The following is a 14,734-nucleotide window of genomic DNA, read 5'->3' as shown; positions in this document are numbered from 1 at the left end:
GGGCGAGTAAGCCCGGGTTCGCCGCCGATCCACACCCTGATCCTTGCATAATTTCTCAAACGCATCCGCAGTGAAGCAGGAGCCACGATCGGTCAGGATATGGGTTATTTTGAATGGGAAGGCGGCTTTGACGGCCTTGAGAAAATCGATGGCATTGGCAGCATTCTTGGCGTCGTAGATGGCCAGATGCACGAAGCGCGAGCAGCGATCGATCGCGACATAGAGGAACCATTTGCGAGCCTCACCGTCTGCGGTCTGCAGCTTTGACAGATGCTTCACGTCGATATGGACATCGCCCAGATCGTAATCCCGGAAGATACCCTCTCCCCGCACCGGGCGGATCTTCTCCTTCACCGGCCGACGATTGAGACCTGCATCCTTGAGGATGCGCCAGACGCTGTCTCGGTTGAGAGGGGAGGGTAGCCCCGCCAGTCGCAGCCTGAACGAACAGATAGCGCAACGCGTTGATCACCTCACGGAATTCGATCTCCCGTGAACGACCACGACACTGGGGCTGGGGCTGGGCATGAATGGCGCGATCCGCTCCCATCCCTCTTCCGTCATATCAGACGGGTAACGCTTCGTCTTGCGGATGATCCTTCCAAGCCTCTGCTCTGGCGTCCACATCCAGAGCTTGAATCAGGCATGAACCCTCTCGAAAACCCATCATATCGAATTTCCAAAAGGGCTCTGAGGAAAAACCTGAATATAGGAAATTATTTCTCGCAGGCCCGAATATCTCTATGCACCATACATTATTGGTCCTTATTAAGAAGCATAAAAGAATAAATATATCATCAATTATTGAAGTTTATACAAATTTCATAAGAAAATAATATCGATTTATCTGGATATATATTTATGTTCAATTTCTCCAATTCTATCATTCAGTTTTTTAACTAATGATGTAAGAGTTCTTTCTGCCTCCGTACTTAGAACCGAAAACAGATCCCCGGCGAAGCTGTTTCGGATGGGCTCGAACTCCGAAAGGATTTTCTCCCCTTTTGGGGTCAGAGAGACACGCTTTGCCCGTCTGTCCGCAGGATCTGGGCTACGACAGGCCAAACCATCCTTTTCCAGCGCATCAATTGCTTCCGTGACAGTCCGCGGAGCGAGGCTGAGCGCTTCGATCACATCGACAGAACGCGTCCAGCCACGAGTTTCTATGAAAATCATCAAGCGGATTCTCGTGAACGAAATGCCCTGCTCGGCACAGTAAGTCTCCAGAAGTCTCTGTGAATTCACGTAGAAGCTGCGTAGAGCCTCCTGAAGATCGGCATGTGTTGTCTTTTCCATATAATGGTACTACCATATGATATTAAGTGACTTCAATCATGACCTCCCAGCATAACCATTCTTTCTGACTAACAGAACCGGAAGAACCCGATGGCAGATGACCACCAGACCAGCGACCTGCCACCCGTCATACATGGTGAGGGCAGTTTACCTCAGGATATGAGCCCAAAACGCCTTTCCTCGAAGGCAAAGGGCATTCTCGTCCTCCTGAGCTTGTGTGCTTTGGCAGCCGGCATCGCGTGGCTGGTCTGGCATCAGCTTTATGGAAAATATCTGGAAAGTACGAACAACGCCTATATCGAGGCCGATATCGTCACCATCGCCCCTCGAATTTCAGGTTATGTCGATCAGATTTATGTCCGCGACAATGAAGAGGTCAAAGCAGGGCAGCCACTGGTTCATATCAACGTACAGGATTACAGCGCAAAAGCTCGTCAGGCTGCCGCACAGATCGAGGTTGCGAAGGCCTCTGCCGCCAACGCCCGAGCATCCATTGCTGAGCAGGAAGCTGCAGTGGAACAGTCTCATGCCCAGGTCACGGCGGCGGACAGCGATGCACGCGCGGCCCGCAATGAAGTTCTGCGTTACGAGCCTTTGGTCAGAACAGGTGCGGAAACACAGGAAAAACTGACCTCTCTCAGAACGAAAGCCGCCAAATACGACGCGACGGCCAGAGCCGCCCGCGCTACATGGATACAGAACCAGCGTCACGTCGCTACTCTACAAACACAGATTCAGCAGGCCGAGGCCCAGGAGAAGGGCGCTCAGGCAGAACTGGATGCCGACACTGTCAGTGTGGATGCCGCTATCGTCCGTGCCGGGATTACCGGCAGGGTTGGTGACCGGAGCGTACGTCTGGGACAATATGTGCAGCCGGGCACGCGCCTGCTTTCCATTGTTCCGCTGGATCGGCTGTATGTCACCGCCAATTTCAAAGAAACTCAGGTCGGGCGTATGGCAACCGGGCAGCCTGTTTCACTTTCTGTGGACGCTCTGCCAGACGTGACGCTGCATGGCACAGTGGAAAGCCTGTCGCCAGCGACGGGTGCCCTGTTTTCGCTGCTTCCGCCACAGAATGCGACGGGAAATTTCACGAAAGTTGTCCAGCGCGTCCCGGTCAGAATTCTGCTGACAGTTCCTTCGGACCTGCGTGGGAAGCTGGTGGCCGGCCTTTCGGTTGTTGCGGAAGTCGATACAAAAGACACCGAAAGGCTGGAACACCCGAGAAACCCTTCTGTTGAAGCCGCCTCTCCATGACGATGCCCTCCCCCACTACGAGTGATCGGGCCAGCCTCTCGGACTGGCTGGCTGTCATGGCTGGAACGCTTGGCGCGCTGATGGCGACGCTGGATATTTCCATCGTCAACTCAGCGCTACCAGTTGTTCAGGGGGAAATTGGGGCCAATGGTACGGAAGGCACCTGGATCGCGACGGCCTATCTGGTGGCGGAAATCATCATTATTCCGCTTTCAGCCTGGCTGACCCGTCTGCTCGGTCTGCGCACTCTTCTTCTGACCGTCACCGTTTGCTTCATGCTGTTCTCGGTCCTGTGCGGGATATCCACCAGCCTGCCCATGATGATCATAGGCAGGCTTGGACAGGGTATGACGGGCGGGGCGCTGATACCGACAGCGATGACCATCATTGCAACCCGGTTGCCACCGGCTCAACAGGCTGTGGGCAATGCGTGCTTCGGTGCCACCGCGCTTGTCGGCCCGGTCGTCGGTCCTCTTCTGGGGGGATGGCTGACCGAGACCATTTCCTGGCACTACATCTTTTTCGTCAATTTGCCGCTCAGCCTCGTGCTGATCACACTCCTCTTGACCACCATGCGCCATGAAAGACATCGCCTTGATCTGATTACACAGGCTGACTGGCTGGGAATTGCAGGGCTTGCCCTCGGTCTGGGGGGATTGACTGTCGTGCTTGAGGAAGGAGAGCGCGAACGATGGTTTGAATCATCGATGATCCTGCAGCTCACCGTCGTTACGGGGATCGGCTTTGCCCTGCTTTTCGCAGGACAGGTTTATGCAGCAAAACCGGTTATCCGGCTGCGCCTTCTCCTGCAACGCCAGTTCAGCAGCGTCATCATCATGTCCATGGTGGTCTCAATGGTCACCTATGGAACAGCCTACGCCATACCACAGTTTCTGGCGGGCGTAGCCAACTACAATGCGCTGCAATCGGGCATGATCGTGATGTTGTCGGGAATTCCGATCATGTTAATGATGCCGGTCACACCACTGATGATCCGTAGTCTGGATATCCGTCTCGCAGTGGGGATCGGCATGCTCATTCTGGCAGGCAGCGCTTTTCTGGAAACGGATCTCAGTCCGGTTTCGGCGGGCAGCGCATTCGCCGTATCCCAGATCCTGCGCGGTATCGGCACGACATTTACCGGACTGTTTCTCAATCAGGCGGCCATCCGTTCGGTCACGCGCGAACATGCGGCGGATGCAGCAGGTGTCTATAACGCGGCCCGAAATCTGGGCGGCTCACTGGCTCTTGCGGCCATCGCTATTCTTCAGGATCGGCGCGAATGGTTGCACAGCCGCCGGATCGAGGAGACGCTCAACGCCAATTCGCCACTGGTCCAGTCCTGGCTCAGTTCGCAAGGGGGCAGTCTCAACGGTCCGTCGCAAGCACTGAGCATGCTGGAGAATATTATCCGCATTCAGGCGATGACGATGACCTATGCCGATCTCTTCTGGCTTCTGACCGTGACAATCACGGTCGTCACCCCCCTCGTCCTGATCCTACGCCCCCTTCAGACCATCGGGTCTTCTGCAAAAGAGTAAGCCATGCGTCTTAATGCCTTTATTATACCGGCGATGCTTTTTGTTAGCGGGTGCTCCGTCGGACCGGACTACAAGGGACCACCTGAGGTAGCGGGCGTCTCCAGTGCGCAAAGCGGCTTCGTGCGCGGACCTGCGCGACAAAACGCTTCCGTACCTCCAGGTTCCGCATGGTGGGAAGCGCTGGAAGACCCGCTTCTGAATGACCTGATCCTGCGCGCCCGGAACGCCAGTCCGGACGTCGCCGTCGCCATCGCCCGTATTCGTCAGGGACGGGCACAGACGAGGTTGCAGGGAGCCAATTTCCTGCCTGATTTCTCATCAAATACGTCCTATGCACGGGCACGGTTCCCATCATCAGGAGACGATGCCCCGGCCAGCAATGTCGAGACCTATTTTCAGGGTTTTGACGCAAGCTGGGAAATCGACATCTTTGGCGAGAAAAGACGGGCTCTGGAAGCAGCGAAAGCCAATCATCAGGAAGCCGAGGCCGGGCTGGATGACGTGCTTGTTACGCTCTCCGCCGAAGTCGCACGTACCTATGTCAACCTGCGTGCCCAACAACAGCGACAGTCCCTGTATCAGAATTCCAATGCGTCTCTGGAGCGCACTCTGGCACTCATGCAACAGCGCTTTCAGCGCGGCACAGCTGCCAGGTCGGATGTTCTTCGTCTGGATACCCAGCTTCAGCAGAGCCGGTCGCAAACCGAGGCTCTGAACATCGACCGTGAGGTATCCATGGACAAACTGGCAATCCTGCTGGGCATCAAACCTGGAGATCTGGACAAGGAACTGGAACGTCCCGTCCCCATTCCGTTACCTCCGCTGGCGCCTGCGATCGACGATCCGACTGCCCTGCTCCGGCGTCGTCCGGATATCCGGCAGGCCGAACGCAGACTGGCATCCAATACGGCGAAAATTGGTCAGGCTCAGGCCGCGCGGTTTCCGAAAGTGAAATTTACAGGTCTTATTGGTACAGGCGGATTGAAACCCTCCGACCTGACACAGTTCGATGATTTCACAGCATATCTTGCCCCTCAGATCAGCTGGGATTTTCTGGATTTCGGGCGCAATGCCGCCCGAGTGCAAACAGCGAAAGGCGCTCGGGACGAAGCAATGGCACAATATCGCAAAACCGTTTTCAATGCCCTGCAGGAAACGGAAGATGCCCTCTCACGCTTCAAAAACGATCGCATCCGCGTCGCCACGCTAGCGCGCTCCCATGCAGATGCCGTCGCAGCCGTCGATCTGACGCGCCAGCGTTACCAGAGAGGGACCGCGACATTCATGGACCTGCTCGACACGGAACGGCAGGCCATTTCTTCCGAACAGGAACTTTCCCAGACACAGGCAGAACTGACAACCGACTATATTGCCATTCAGAAAGCGCTTGGCGTAGGGGCTTCGAATAGCAAATAAGTTATAATAGGATTTTCTACCCCCTCAAGCGATATTGAGTGCATTTTATAATACGCCTTTACTTGTGGGGCATGAAATGCGGTAGCGCCCACTCATATAGGGCCAGGTCGAAATATGCTGTCCTATTACGACATCAAGCAGCTCAACACTCCATGTTATGAACATAGAGGTGACACCCATGCCGCATCTTCTCATTGTTGGGGATGATCAGAATGCTCTGACACTCCTCACCAGCTTCCTGCAAAAACATAATTATTACGTTTCCGTCGCTAAAGACGGCGATGCGATGTTCAAAACCCTTCGCATGCGGACGGTAGATCTCGTCATTCTCGATGCCATGTGGCCAAAGAAGAATGGCTTCAGTGTGTGTCAACGCCTCCGGACATCTTCGAAGATTCCAGTCGTCATGCTGTCCGACCAGATCGTCGGATTGGGCATGGACGACGACGATTATCTGATAGAGCCTTTCGACCAGAGGGAGCTTCTGGCCCGCGTTAAGGCGGTCCTGAGACGCGCAGCGGAACCCATCTCCGTGACAGCCAGAATTCCAACGAGCCCTACCCTGAAATTCGGAACTTGGCCACTTAACGGTGCCCGACACGAATTTTACTCGGCAGATAACTCCGTAGTCTTTCTGCCTAGCAGCGAATTCGATCTCCGGGTGTCATTTGTCGAACATTCTCAGCGCGTTCTGACCGGGAGCTAGTTCATGAGCACAATGCACGAGCCAGATCACGCAGCGTTTGATCGCAGCATAGACGTGCAGGTCAGTCAGCTTCGTCACAAGCTGGAAGGTGACCCCAAAGGCCCTCACTTGAGCCAAACAGCGCGCAACGGCAGCTATATTTTTGCAACGAAGGCAACACGCAAATGAAACGCTTTTCCTTCATGGCAGATACCATTACAAGGCGGCTTATCATCACTGTTGCGCTGGCAGCAACTGTCACGCTTGTTCTTCTGGAACTGTTCTTCACGTTCGGCGGCAAGTGGGCCAAACCAGATATTCAGGAAGCCGGCATAGTCAGTCAGGTTGGGTCGGTTATCCGTATTGTTAGTTCAGCGCCGTCGGCCGACCGTGAGCATTTGGCACAGGCGGCTAATACTGATGAAGTCCACTTCGCCTGGTATGCAGCGGGTTCCCCGCAGGCACAGGCCCTCGAAAACGGCCACTACCGTAGTTCCGACCTCTCCGAAGGCTGGCGGTTTCTCCAACCCTACCTTCGACACCCTCCGAACCGCATGGTCGTCTTTCAGGAAGACAACCCTGTCTCCCGAGAAGCCGGCCTTCCTTATGACAGGTCCCGTTTCGACGATGCCTATTTCGCAGGCATTCGACTGGATGACGGAAGCTGGATCCTGTGTATTGCCCTGCAACGTTTCTGGGGGCTGTATGCGTTCGAACGCCTCTGTCTTCAGCTTCTGATGCTCACATTCTGGATCGTTGCAGTGTCCCTGATCGCTTCACGCCAGCTATCACGACCTATCGAGCATCTTGCAAATGGTGTGCGCAGTCTCGGTCTTCAGCCACGCTCGGCTCGCCTGGATGAAAAAGGCCCGCGTGAAATCCGGCTGGTCGCAGAAACGATCAATGGCATGCAGGCTCAGATCCAGCAGTTCATCGAATATCGTACGACGATGCTGGCAGCCATTTCGCACGACCTTCGCACTCCCCTGGCCCGCATCCGCCTCCGGGGCGAATTCATTGATTGCCCAGAGCAGCAGAAACATCTCTTCCGGGATGTGGACGAAATGCAAACCATGATCGACGGTGCCCTATCCTTCTTTCGCAACGATGCCTCCCGCGAAGAAGGCATCATGTTCGACTTGCCAGCCCTCCTGCAGACCATTGCAAACGACTACTGTGACCAGGGCTTCCTCGTGAAATATCACGGCCCAGCCAAGGCGAGTTACATTGGCCAGTTCTATGCTATGAAACGCGTATTTTCCAACCTCATCGAAAACGCCATCAAATACGCAACACCCCCAATCCTCACCCTGGATACACAGCCGGACGGCAGCTACATGATTTATATCCGTGATAATGGTCCGGGTATTCCTGAAGCCTCCCTTTCCGAAGTTTTTGAGCCCTACTTTCGCCTTGATAAGTCCCGTAACCGTCAGACAGGCGGAGTTGGTCTGGGACTGACCTCGGCACAAACTATCGTCCGCTCCAATGGAGGTGATATTACAATGACCAACCGTCCTGAGGGCGGTCTTGAAGTTCTGATTTATCTACCAAAAATCCGATAATAATTCCCATATTTCAGGGCTGCAATATTTGAGACATACGCTGGAAAAAGACGAGCACTAAAAGCGGCTTTACCACGCAGCGTCTTATACAAACCAAAGCCGCTGCAGCTTCCGGACTTACCCTCTTTTCGGAAAAGAGCCACAGCATGACGTCTCATTTACATCGCACGCAGTCGTACAGGTCATCACGCTTTTCTCCCGTACCGTCTGTACTGATTTCCTGCGCCTTCATATTCTCTCTGACAGGATGCGCAGGCCAAAAAACCACCCAGACGGGTTTCATCCCTCAGGACACATACGGACAGATGGTTCATCAAAAAGACCATACGGATGATTTGGTTTATGTCTCCCCCACCATAAATGCTTCGAAGTATCACTTCGTCGTCATCGACCCTGTTACTTGGCATCCCGCAGCAAAGGCGCCAAAACTTAAACCTGAGGCCGAAGCACGCATGACCAAGGCTTTCCATGACGCACTGGTCAAAGCCCTGGCACATGATTTCCGAGTCATCACACCCGAAGAATGTGAGCCGACGTGTGCCAACACGATCCGGGTCCGCGCGGCCATCACTAATATCCGCCGTAGCAAATGGTACTATAATGCCCTTCCTATCGTCGCCGGATTTGCAGCAGGCGCAGTAGGTGGCGGCGTGCCGCCGATCCCGCCACCATTTCCGGGGGGAGCCAGCGAGGAACTCGTTGCCACAGATGCAACCACAGGTGAGACCCTGATTGCCATCTCGACTTATAACAATGGAATGCCGTGGAACATGATGGGACAGTGGCTTCCATATGCACACGCAAAAAGAGCCTTCCGCCTCGCTTCCGAACTGATGGAGGAAGAGTTTCACAAAATCAAGAAAAACGAGAGCACGCAGGTCGCCTTTCAGAACCCTTCGTAACTCACCTGAAAGCAGGAGACGTGAATAATGAGCCCGTTAAGAATGCAAATTCGTAAGAACTGGCCTCTTCTTGGGTTGGTCGTAAACCGCTCTCTTCTGAATATTCTCGAGATTTATATCCCTCTGACGATTCAGATCGTCTCCAGCCGCATCCACCGAAAGCATAATCAATGTATTGAAGGAAAGTAGAACTTATTAAAAAATCAAAACTGGAATCAGGAGTCATAACCAGAAGGCGGCAGTTAAGTGCCTCTGTTTTCGCTTGTCATATTTGACCAGTTTTCTGCGGGATCTCCGTCCTGAAATGCAGTGTTTCAAATGGTGGTACCGTATCTTGGATGACCCATGCGTCCGAGACGCATCACGCCATTGCTGCACTGTTTTACAAAGATAATGCCGCTCAGCACACGGCGATTATCGACCTGAGGCCTGCCATGGCTCACGAGATGGACCGTTGGTTCGAACGGGCGGCCCCATAGGGATAGATCTGACCAACGTCGTCGACAACATGCCCCTCCCGCTCAAGAGAAACAGTGCAACTGTATAGCGATTCTGGACGCAGGGAACTCTGCTACGCAAGCGAAGCGAAAAGCCTCCAGAAGAACCATCACTCAATAGTTCTTCGATTTCTTAAAGCCGCTTTTCTTCAGTGTCCTCACGAAAGATGAAAAATTTCCTATAAAAATCTATGAATTCTGAACTTGTAAAACCTTCTTGATTAAAAATTAGTAGTGAACTGCCCGCCGATAACAGCCGCATCCTTAAAAGTCGTCGTTGCTCCCGGGTGTTGCAGATATTGAAAATCAGCCTGGAGAGTCGTCCCACGCATCAGATGTATACTGTAAAATGCTTCATAGACATTCTCCCAGTTCTGTACTCCCCAGACTTGTCCCCATTGGTTAGACAGAAACGGAACTCCAAGTGCCAGAGAGGATTTCTGCTGAAGGGCAACCGTTCGACTCATATCCATATGTTGAAACATGACGCCAACCTGATCGCTGTTTCGATGCCAGGGCGTCCCGGTTTCAACGAGGCCTATCCACTCATGATCACGCATGGCAACCACATTCCCCTGGGAGTATCCAACCCCTCCCAAAACAACGAGACCATCTGCTACACCCGGCCCATTACGAACGAGCATCTGATCAAACATGAACCAGGCCGTGGTCACGCCTGCTTCATAACGGCGACTTAACCCCGTTTCCTGAAAGGAATTTCCATGAATATCTTCGTAAAGGTTCGGGTAACTCGAATTATCGTACCAGGCACCAATCTTGTAATTGCCCCTGAGCTTGTTTCGGCCAAAAGAAGGCATCCATCCAAGCTCAATCTGTGAAGAAGCCTTACCAAGACCGCTCTGAGCTAATGCCCATCCAGAGATACCACCATTATAACTATGGGGAGAAACGGCAAAAACACCGCCCATGAGGTAAGTTGTTTCCGTTGGACGAATACGTAGAACGCCACCAAGATTTCCGGAAGGCCAGTCACGTCCACCGGGCACGTATTTTCCAGGCGCAAAATTACTACAAACGGACACGTTCATGAATGAACAGGCAATATAGTCATATGCAAAGAAGCTTCCTGTTGGGATGTCCCCCAACGAGAGAATGATCCGATCGTTCAGAAAAGCCTTGTCAGCATACATCGAGACAAGGTGAGCGACGACATTCCCACGAGCGCCGTAAATTTCTTCCGGATTGCTGACAGAATCACCCAGCGTGGAACTGAAATTGCGCCCATGACCATTAATAACAAGAAGATGGGTCCAGAAGCCCTTGAAACCTGCCAATTGCTGCCAGTCAATATCTAAGCCCATGGCAACCTGGCCTGCCAGCACGTTGTCACGTGTGCGGCCGCCCGTCACGTTCGCCATATACTCTTCGTTAATGGCCACGTTAAAATAGATTCCACGTTTCGTCAGCCATGGCTGAATTCCGCCCCAATCTCCGAAGAGATGTGGGTTTCCATAGAGTGACGGGACAAGAGGCCCTACAGAAAAGCTTCCTACTCCTTCCATCGCAAAAGCACGGGATTTATAGGACTGCGGTGTTGCAAGCGTCTGGGACGTTTCACTCTGTGCAAATGCTTTATGAGCTAGCCTTCCAAAACTCAGGGCCATACAAGCGAAGAATCCAGTCAGTTTTTTCCATTGCATAAGACGTTCATTTCTTACTTTAGTAGACTTTGGCCTTGGTGGCCTGCAGAACCGTGTTGACGGTCGATTGTGCAAGGCGCGCATCTGTCTCACCTTCCCCCCCACTCAGACCAAGCGCACCTACAATTTCATTATTAACGACAATAGGATAACCACCTCCCGCCGGCAGTGCGTTCGGCAATGTTGCGATCATATAATTTCCACTATTCAGTGCATGTTCCAGGTCAGCCGTTGGGCGAGCGAACGAAACTGCTGTCTTGGCCTTGCGCAATGCCAGTTCAATACTCCCCAACTGTGTTCCATCCATTTTCTGGAAGGCAACCAGATTTCCTCCAGCGTCAACGATTGCAACCGCAATGCGGGCATGGACTGCCGTTGCCGCTTTCTTGGCCTGATCGATAAATGTGAGAGACGTTCCAAGATCCATGTCTAAGCTCTTTGCTAACGCAGAACCTGTCAATCCCGCCATAATGACGAGTAAACTCATACAGGCAATTGTGGGAAGTTTTTTCAACATCACAATCAAGATATTTCTCCCTATCTTAGCTCATTGAACGTTGTCTTGTCTCCCTCTAAGCAGAGGAAAAATATAGACGACTAAAGCAGCCACCAGAAACAAATTTCCCTCTCAACTTAACTTGGCCTTCGAAATCGCTTTTAAGAAGATATTTGATCATCTTCATTGTTCCAGTTAATCCTTTCTAAAGAAAAGGAATTAACCAAACCCGGGATTCGCCCGGCAGACTCACTTGAGACTGCCGGGGAAAGCTCTTCAGCGCATTATTTCGGAAGTGCATAGGCGATAACATAATCACCATCATGCGTGTTCATATAATGATGCCCTCCCGCAACGATCGCAACATATTGCTGGCCATTGACTTCATAGGTCATTGGCGTCGCCTGTCCGCCTGCCGGTAGAATGGCATGCCAGACAATTTTTCCTGTCTTGATATCAATGGCCCGGATCAAGTTATCCGTAGCGGCGGCGATAAAGACCAGACCACCTGCGGTAATCATGGGACCACCATTACTGGGGACGCCGAACTCTACTGGAGCATAGGTCTTCAAGCCGAAAGGACCATTTGCCCGAGCGGTACCAAGAGGCCGCTCCCAGAGTACTTTCTGCGTATGCATGTCGATGGCGGTGATCATGCCATAGGGCGGCTCATTACAAAGAACACCTGTAAAGGGATTCTGAAGAACATCGACAGCAATAGCATATGGACTGTCAGCTTGTGCTCCGCCGCCTTCGCCACCACGCACAGCTGGGCTATAGTTCGGATCATCAAAAGCCTTCAGACCCCGCCTGTCCGCTTCTGCTCTAGGAAGGAGCTGGTTATACATTGCTACAACGTTCCAGTTTGATACCAGAACACCATTCGTAGGATCGTAAGCCAAACTTCCCCAATCTACCCCACCGTTATTCCCAGGAAACTCGATCCAGGGTTCCTTGATTGTAGGGGCGGTGAATTCTCCCTCATAATGCGCACGGCGAAACTTGATCCGGCAAAATATCTGATCCAGAGGCGTCAATCCCCACATTTTTGCTTCGGTAAGATCAGGCATACCTAGCCGCGGCATACCGACAGACCAAGGCTGCGTCTTCGAGTGCGGATCTTCCGGAATTTCGAGATACTGCGGCGCCGGTTTCTCTTCTACACGGGTCAGGGGCTGACCTGTTACCCGATTAAGCACGAACAGCTGTCCTCGCTTGGTTGGTATAACCAGCCCTGGGATTGCCTTGCCGTTCGCATCCGGGAAATCAAGCAGAGTAGCCTGACTGCCGATATCGTAATCCCATACGTCCTTGTGAACAGTCTGGTACACCCATCGGACTGTCCCTGTCTTCACATCAAGCGCAACCACGGAAGAGGAAATTGCGAGTTCTTCGGGTGAACGTGTAGCACTGTAATAGTCAACAGCAGTGTTGCCTGTCGGAACATAGACCAACCCCAGTTTCTCGTCCCCGGTCATGACGGCCCAGGAATTGGGGGTTCCCCTGCTATATGTCTCGCCAGCGGGCGGCAGCCCTTTGCGATCCGGTCGTTTGACGTCCCACGCCCACAGTAATTGACCATCTTCGGCGCTGTAGCCACGAATTACACCAGAAGGAGGATAACGACGCTGGCCGTCCATCACTTCCTGATTGGTCACGATCACGCCGTTTACGATCGGAGGAGGCGCTGCCTCATCAACCATTCCGGGTGCAACATGTCCCATTCCCTCCAGTAGGTTTACTTCTCCGTTTTGGCCAAATTCCTTGCAGGATTGTCCAGTTTCCGTATCCACTGCCAGAAGACGCCAGCGACCATCATCGAGTGTTCCAGTAATAATACGCTCATGACAGGGCTCCCCAACGGGAACAACGGTCGAAACATAGTGGGTTACACCACGGCAACTGGCTGCGTAGCGGGTGTTCTTCCATTCCGTTCCTGAATTGTGGCGCCAGATCTGCTTTCCCGTCGCGGGATCAATCTTGATGATGTCATCAAGAGGCGTGCAGACATAGACACCATTTCCGACTTTAAGAGGCGTCGTTTCAGCACCGCGCGCATTGGCATGACCTACAGGTGTCAGTGCGCCTGTCCGGTAAACCCAGGCCTCTCTCAGTTGACCGACATTTGCAGGAGTGATCTGCTTGAGGGGCGAAAACCGGGTGGCATTCTTGTCACGCCCGTAAGTATCCCAGTCGCTATCAGGCTGGATTGTAACGGTTTCCGCGGTATCCACCAGAGGTTTTCCCTGAAAATCCGCAGGTGGAGGAGTTACATAATGGGGATAAAAAGCACTGATTGCCCCCAACCCGAACAGCGCAGCGGAGGCACCGGAAACAGATCTGGCAACGACTGGGTTTACGCCACGTCCAAGTTTAGGAAGCTGAAATCCCAGAACAAAAGCCAAAACAACAAGAACATCAAGTCGTGGAATCCAGGCCCAGTAAACGAAACCGCGCTCCCAAATTGTCCAGATCAGGGTAAGGAAAAATACTCCTGCAAATATCCACGCACCCTCAATACGTCTTTTCTGCAAAAAAATACCAGACGCAACCAAAATTGCTCCTGATATTATATAATACAAAGACCCACCATTTATAAAAAGTATTATTCCTCCATAAATTTCCAATAAACCGAATAATATAATAAATAAATACAGTATGGTAATAATTGATAAATTTTTTTGTATATGCGTTAAGTATCTCACCTCGGTACTCCTTTATATTATTGGTTATTTATAGATATTTACCTCAGATTTCATATCAATATTAAGTCTCCATTCAGGAATAATATTTCAATTCATGTATACGAATATATTCCAACTTTCCAATAACACTCTCGTTACTCCCAAAAATCTTCAGAAAAATAGATTTTTTATTCCTGATTATTTTATTTTAATAATACCGTGTTGTGGTTTTATAATATTATTTTGTGTTTTCTTGGGGCTTTGTTACGGAAATGGAGCCGGGATTCACTGAATGAATCCCGGCTCCATTTCCGTAACAAAGCCAATCCTGAGCCTAATGAAGTTGATAATATCAATATCTTAGCCACCACTGCATGACCGAAAATTGCTCAACGCTCTGGAGCATGGCATGCGCTCGGCTCAGTGGCCTTGAGTGAGGTCGCAATTATTAGACTGCATACGTGGTCTGGCTGTGCGATTTCTCTGCAGACGTGAGTTGAGCAACGGCAGCATCACTCACACCTGTGTGATTCCCGTATGAAAAACAGGAAAATGCGAGCAAAAAGCTCGCCAACTAGAGCGTTTTCTTTTCAATCTGGTTCATATCCAGCGACGGTGAAGAAGTTGGCGCATTCTGTGGGTGTGAACAGATCGATGAGAGAGTCGATCCTGTCCCACAGAGCGTCGCGTGTGCGCTCGCTTCGGCTGGACGTGTCACGGTTTACTTCCGAACC

The 14,734-nt window shown here is 52.0% G+C and carries 12 protein-coding genes and 2 pseudogenes; 8 read left to right on the top strand and 6 right to left on the bottom strand.

Annotation, left to right across the window (positions count from 1 at the left end):
- The 3 genes and pseudogenes from B7444_RS06285 to B7444_RS06275 all read right to left on the bottom strand — a co-directional run.
- Positions 1-411: pseudogene (locus B7444_RS06285) on the bottom strand (DDE-type integrase/transposase/recombinase); the annotation flags it as partial.
- A 5-nt stretch (positions 412-416) separates the two neighbouring features.
- Positions 417-627, bottom strand: a pseudogene (locus B7444_RS06280) (transposase); the annotation flags it as partial.
- Positions 628-843: 216 nt separating this feature from the next.
- A complete protein-coding gene (locus B7444_RS06275; RefSeq protein ID WP_015074400.1) occupies positions 844-1,296 on the bottom strand; it encodes a MarR family winged helix-turn-helix transcriptional regulator in 453 nt (150 codons plus the stop codon).
- 90 nt (positions 1,297-1,386) lie between these two features.
- Here B7444_RS06275 and B7444_RS06270 point away from each other — a divergent pair, with 90 nt between their 5' ends.
- From B7444_RS06270 to B7444_RS16750, 8 genes are all read left to right on the top strand, one after another.
- Positions 1,387-2,553, top strand: a complete 1,167-nt coding sequence (locus B7444_RS06270; protein WP_035729098.1) for an HlyD family secretion protein — start codon at positions 1,387-1,389, stop codon at positions 2,551-2,553.
- Complete coding sequence (locus tag B7444_RS06265) at positions 2,550-4,094, top strand: MDR family MFS transporter (protein ID WP_015074402.1); 1,545 nt, start codon at positions 2,550-2,552, stop codon at positions 4,092-4,094. The genes B7444_RS06270 and B7444_RS06265 overlap by 4 nt, the downstream gene beginning before the upstream one ends.
- Positions 4,095-4,097: 3 nt before the next feature.
- On the top strand, positions 4,098-5,510 hold the full coding sequence (locus B7444_RS06260) for an efflux transporter outer membrane subunit (protein ID WP_035729097.1): 1,413 nt from the start codon (positions 4,098-4,100) through the stop codon (positions 5,508-5,510).
- 178 nt (positions 5,511-5,688) lie between these two features.
- Positions 5,689-6,216 carry a response regulator transcription factor gene (locus B7444_RS06255; RefSeq protein WP_035729095.1) on the top strand — a complete coding sequence of 176 codons (528 nt, stop codon included), beginning with the start codon at positions 5,689-5,691 and terminating at the stop codon, positions 6,214-6,216.
- A gap of 3 nt (positions 6,217-6,219) precedes the next feature.
- Positions 6,220-6,384: a winged helix-turn-helix domain-containing protein gene (locus tag B7444_RS17125; protein WP_015074405.1), complete on the top strand. Its 165-nt coding sequence runs from the start codon at positions 6,220-6,222 to the stop codon at positions 6,382-6,384.
- Entirely contained in the window at positions 6,381-7,760 is a 1,380-nt protein-coding gene (locus B7444_RS06250; RefSeq protein ID WP_035729093.1) for an ATP-binding protein, read from the top strand. Before B7444_RS17125 ends, B7444_RS06250 begins: the two co-directional genes overlap by 4 nt.
- A gap of 146 nt (positions 7,761-7,906) precedes the next feature.
- Entirely contained in the window at positions 7,907-8,662 is a 756-nt protein-coding gene (locus tag B7444_RS06245; protein WP_159107806.1) for a DUF3313 family protein, read from the top strand.
- 338 nt (positions 8,663-9,000) lie between these two features.
- Complete coding sequence (locus B7444_RS16750) at positions 9,001-9,141, top strand: hypothetical protein (RefSeq protein ID WP_015074410.1); 141 nt, start codon at positions 9,001-9,003, stop codon at positions 9,139-9,141.
- A 239-nt stretch (positions 9,142-9,380) separates the two neighbouring features.
- On the opposite strand, the gene B7444_RS06240 is transcribed toward B7444_RS16750, so the two are convergent.
- The 3 genes from B7444_RS06240 to B7444_RS06230 all read right to left on the bottom strand — a co-directional run bounded on the left by B7444_RS06240 (position 9,381) and on the right by B7444_RS06230 (position 14,021).
- The gene (locus B7444_RS06240) at positions 9,381-10,784 is read right to left on the bottom strand and encodes a carbohydrate porin (RefSeq protein ID WP_231502763.1); all 1,404 of its coding nucleotides are present in this window, start codon (positions 10,782-10,784) and stop codon (positions 9,381-9,383) included.
- Positions 10,785-10,839: 55 nt separating this feature from the next.
- A complete protein-coding gene (locus B7444_RS06235) occupies positions 10,840-11,247 on the bottom strand; it encodes a GlcG/HbpS family heme-binding protein (RefSeq protein WP_035729088.1) in 408 nt (135 codons plus the stop codon).
- A 353-nt stretch (positions 11,248-11,600) separates the two neighbouring features.
- Positions 11,601-14,021 carry a membrane-bound PQQ-dependent dehydrogenase, glucose/quinate/shikimate family gene (locus tag B7444_RS06230; RefSeq protein ID WP_035729086.1) on the bottom strand — a complete coding sequence of 807 codons (2,421 nt, stop codon included), beginning with the start codon at positions 14,019-14,021 and terminating at the stop codon, positions 11,601-11,603.
- Positions 14,022-14,734 lie beyond the last annotated feature (713 nt).

The sequence above is a fragment of the Gluconobacter thailandicus F149-1 = NBRC 100600 genome, from assembly GCF_000964465.1.
Lineage (GTDB): Bacteria > Pseudomonadota > Alphaproteobacteria > Acetobacterales > Acetobacteraceae > Gluconobacter > Gluconobacter thailandicus.
The sequence above is the reverse complement of the archived record's forward strand: the minus strand, read 5'-3'. Positions and strand labels throughout refer to the sequence as shown.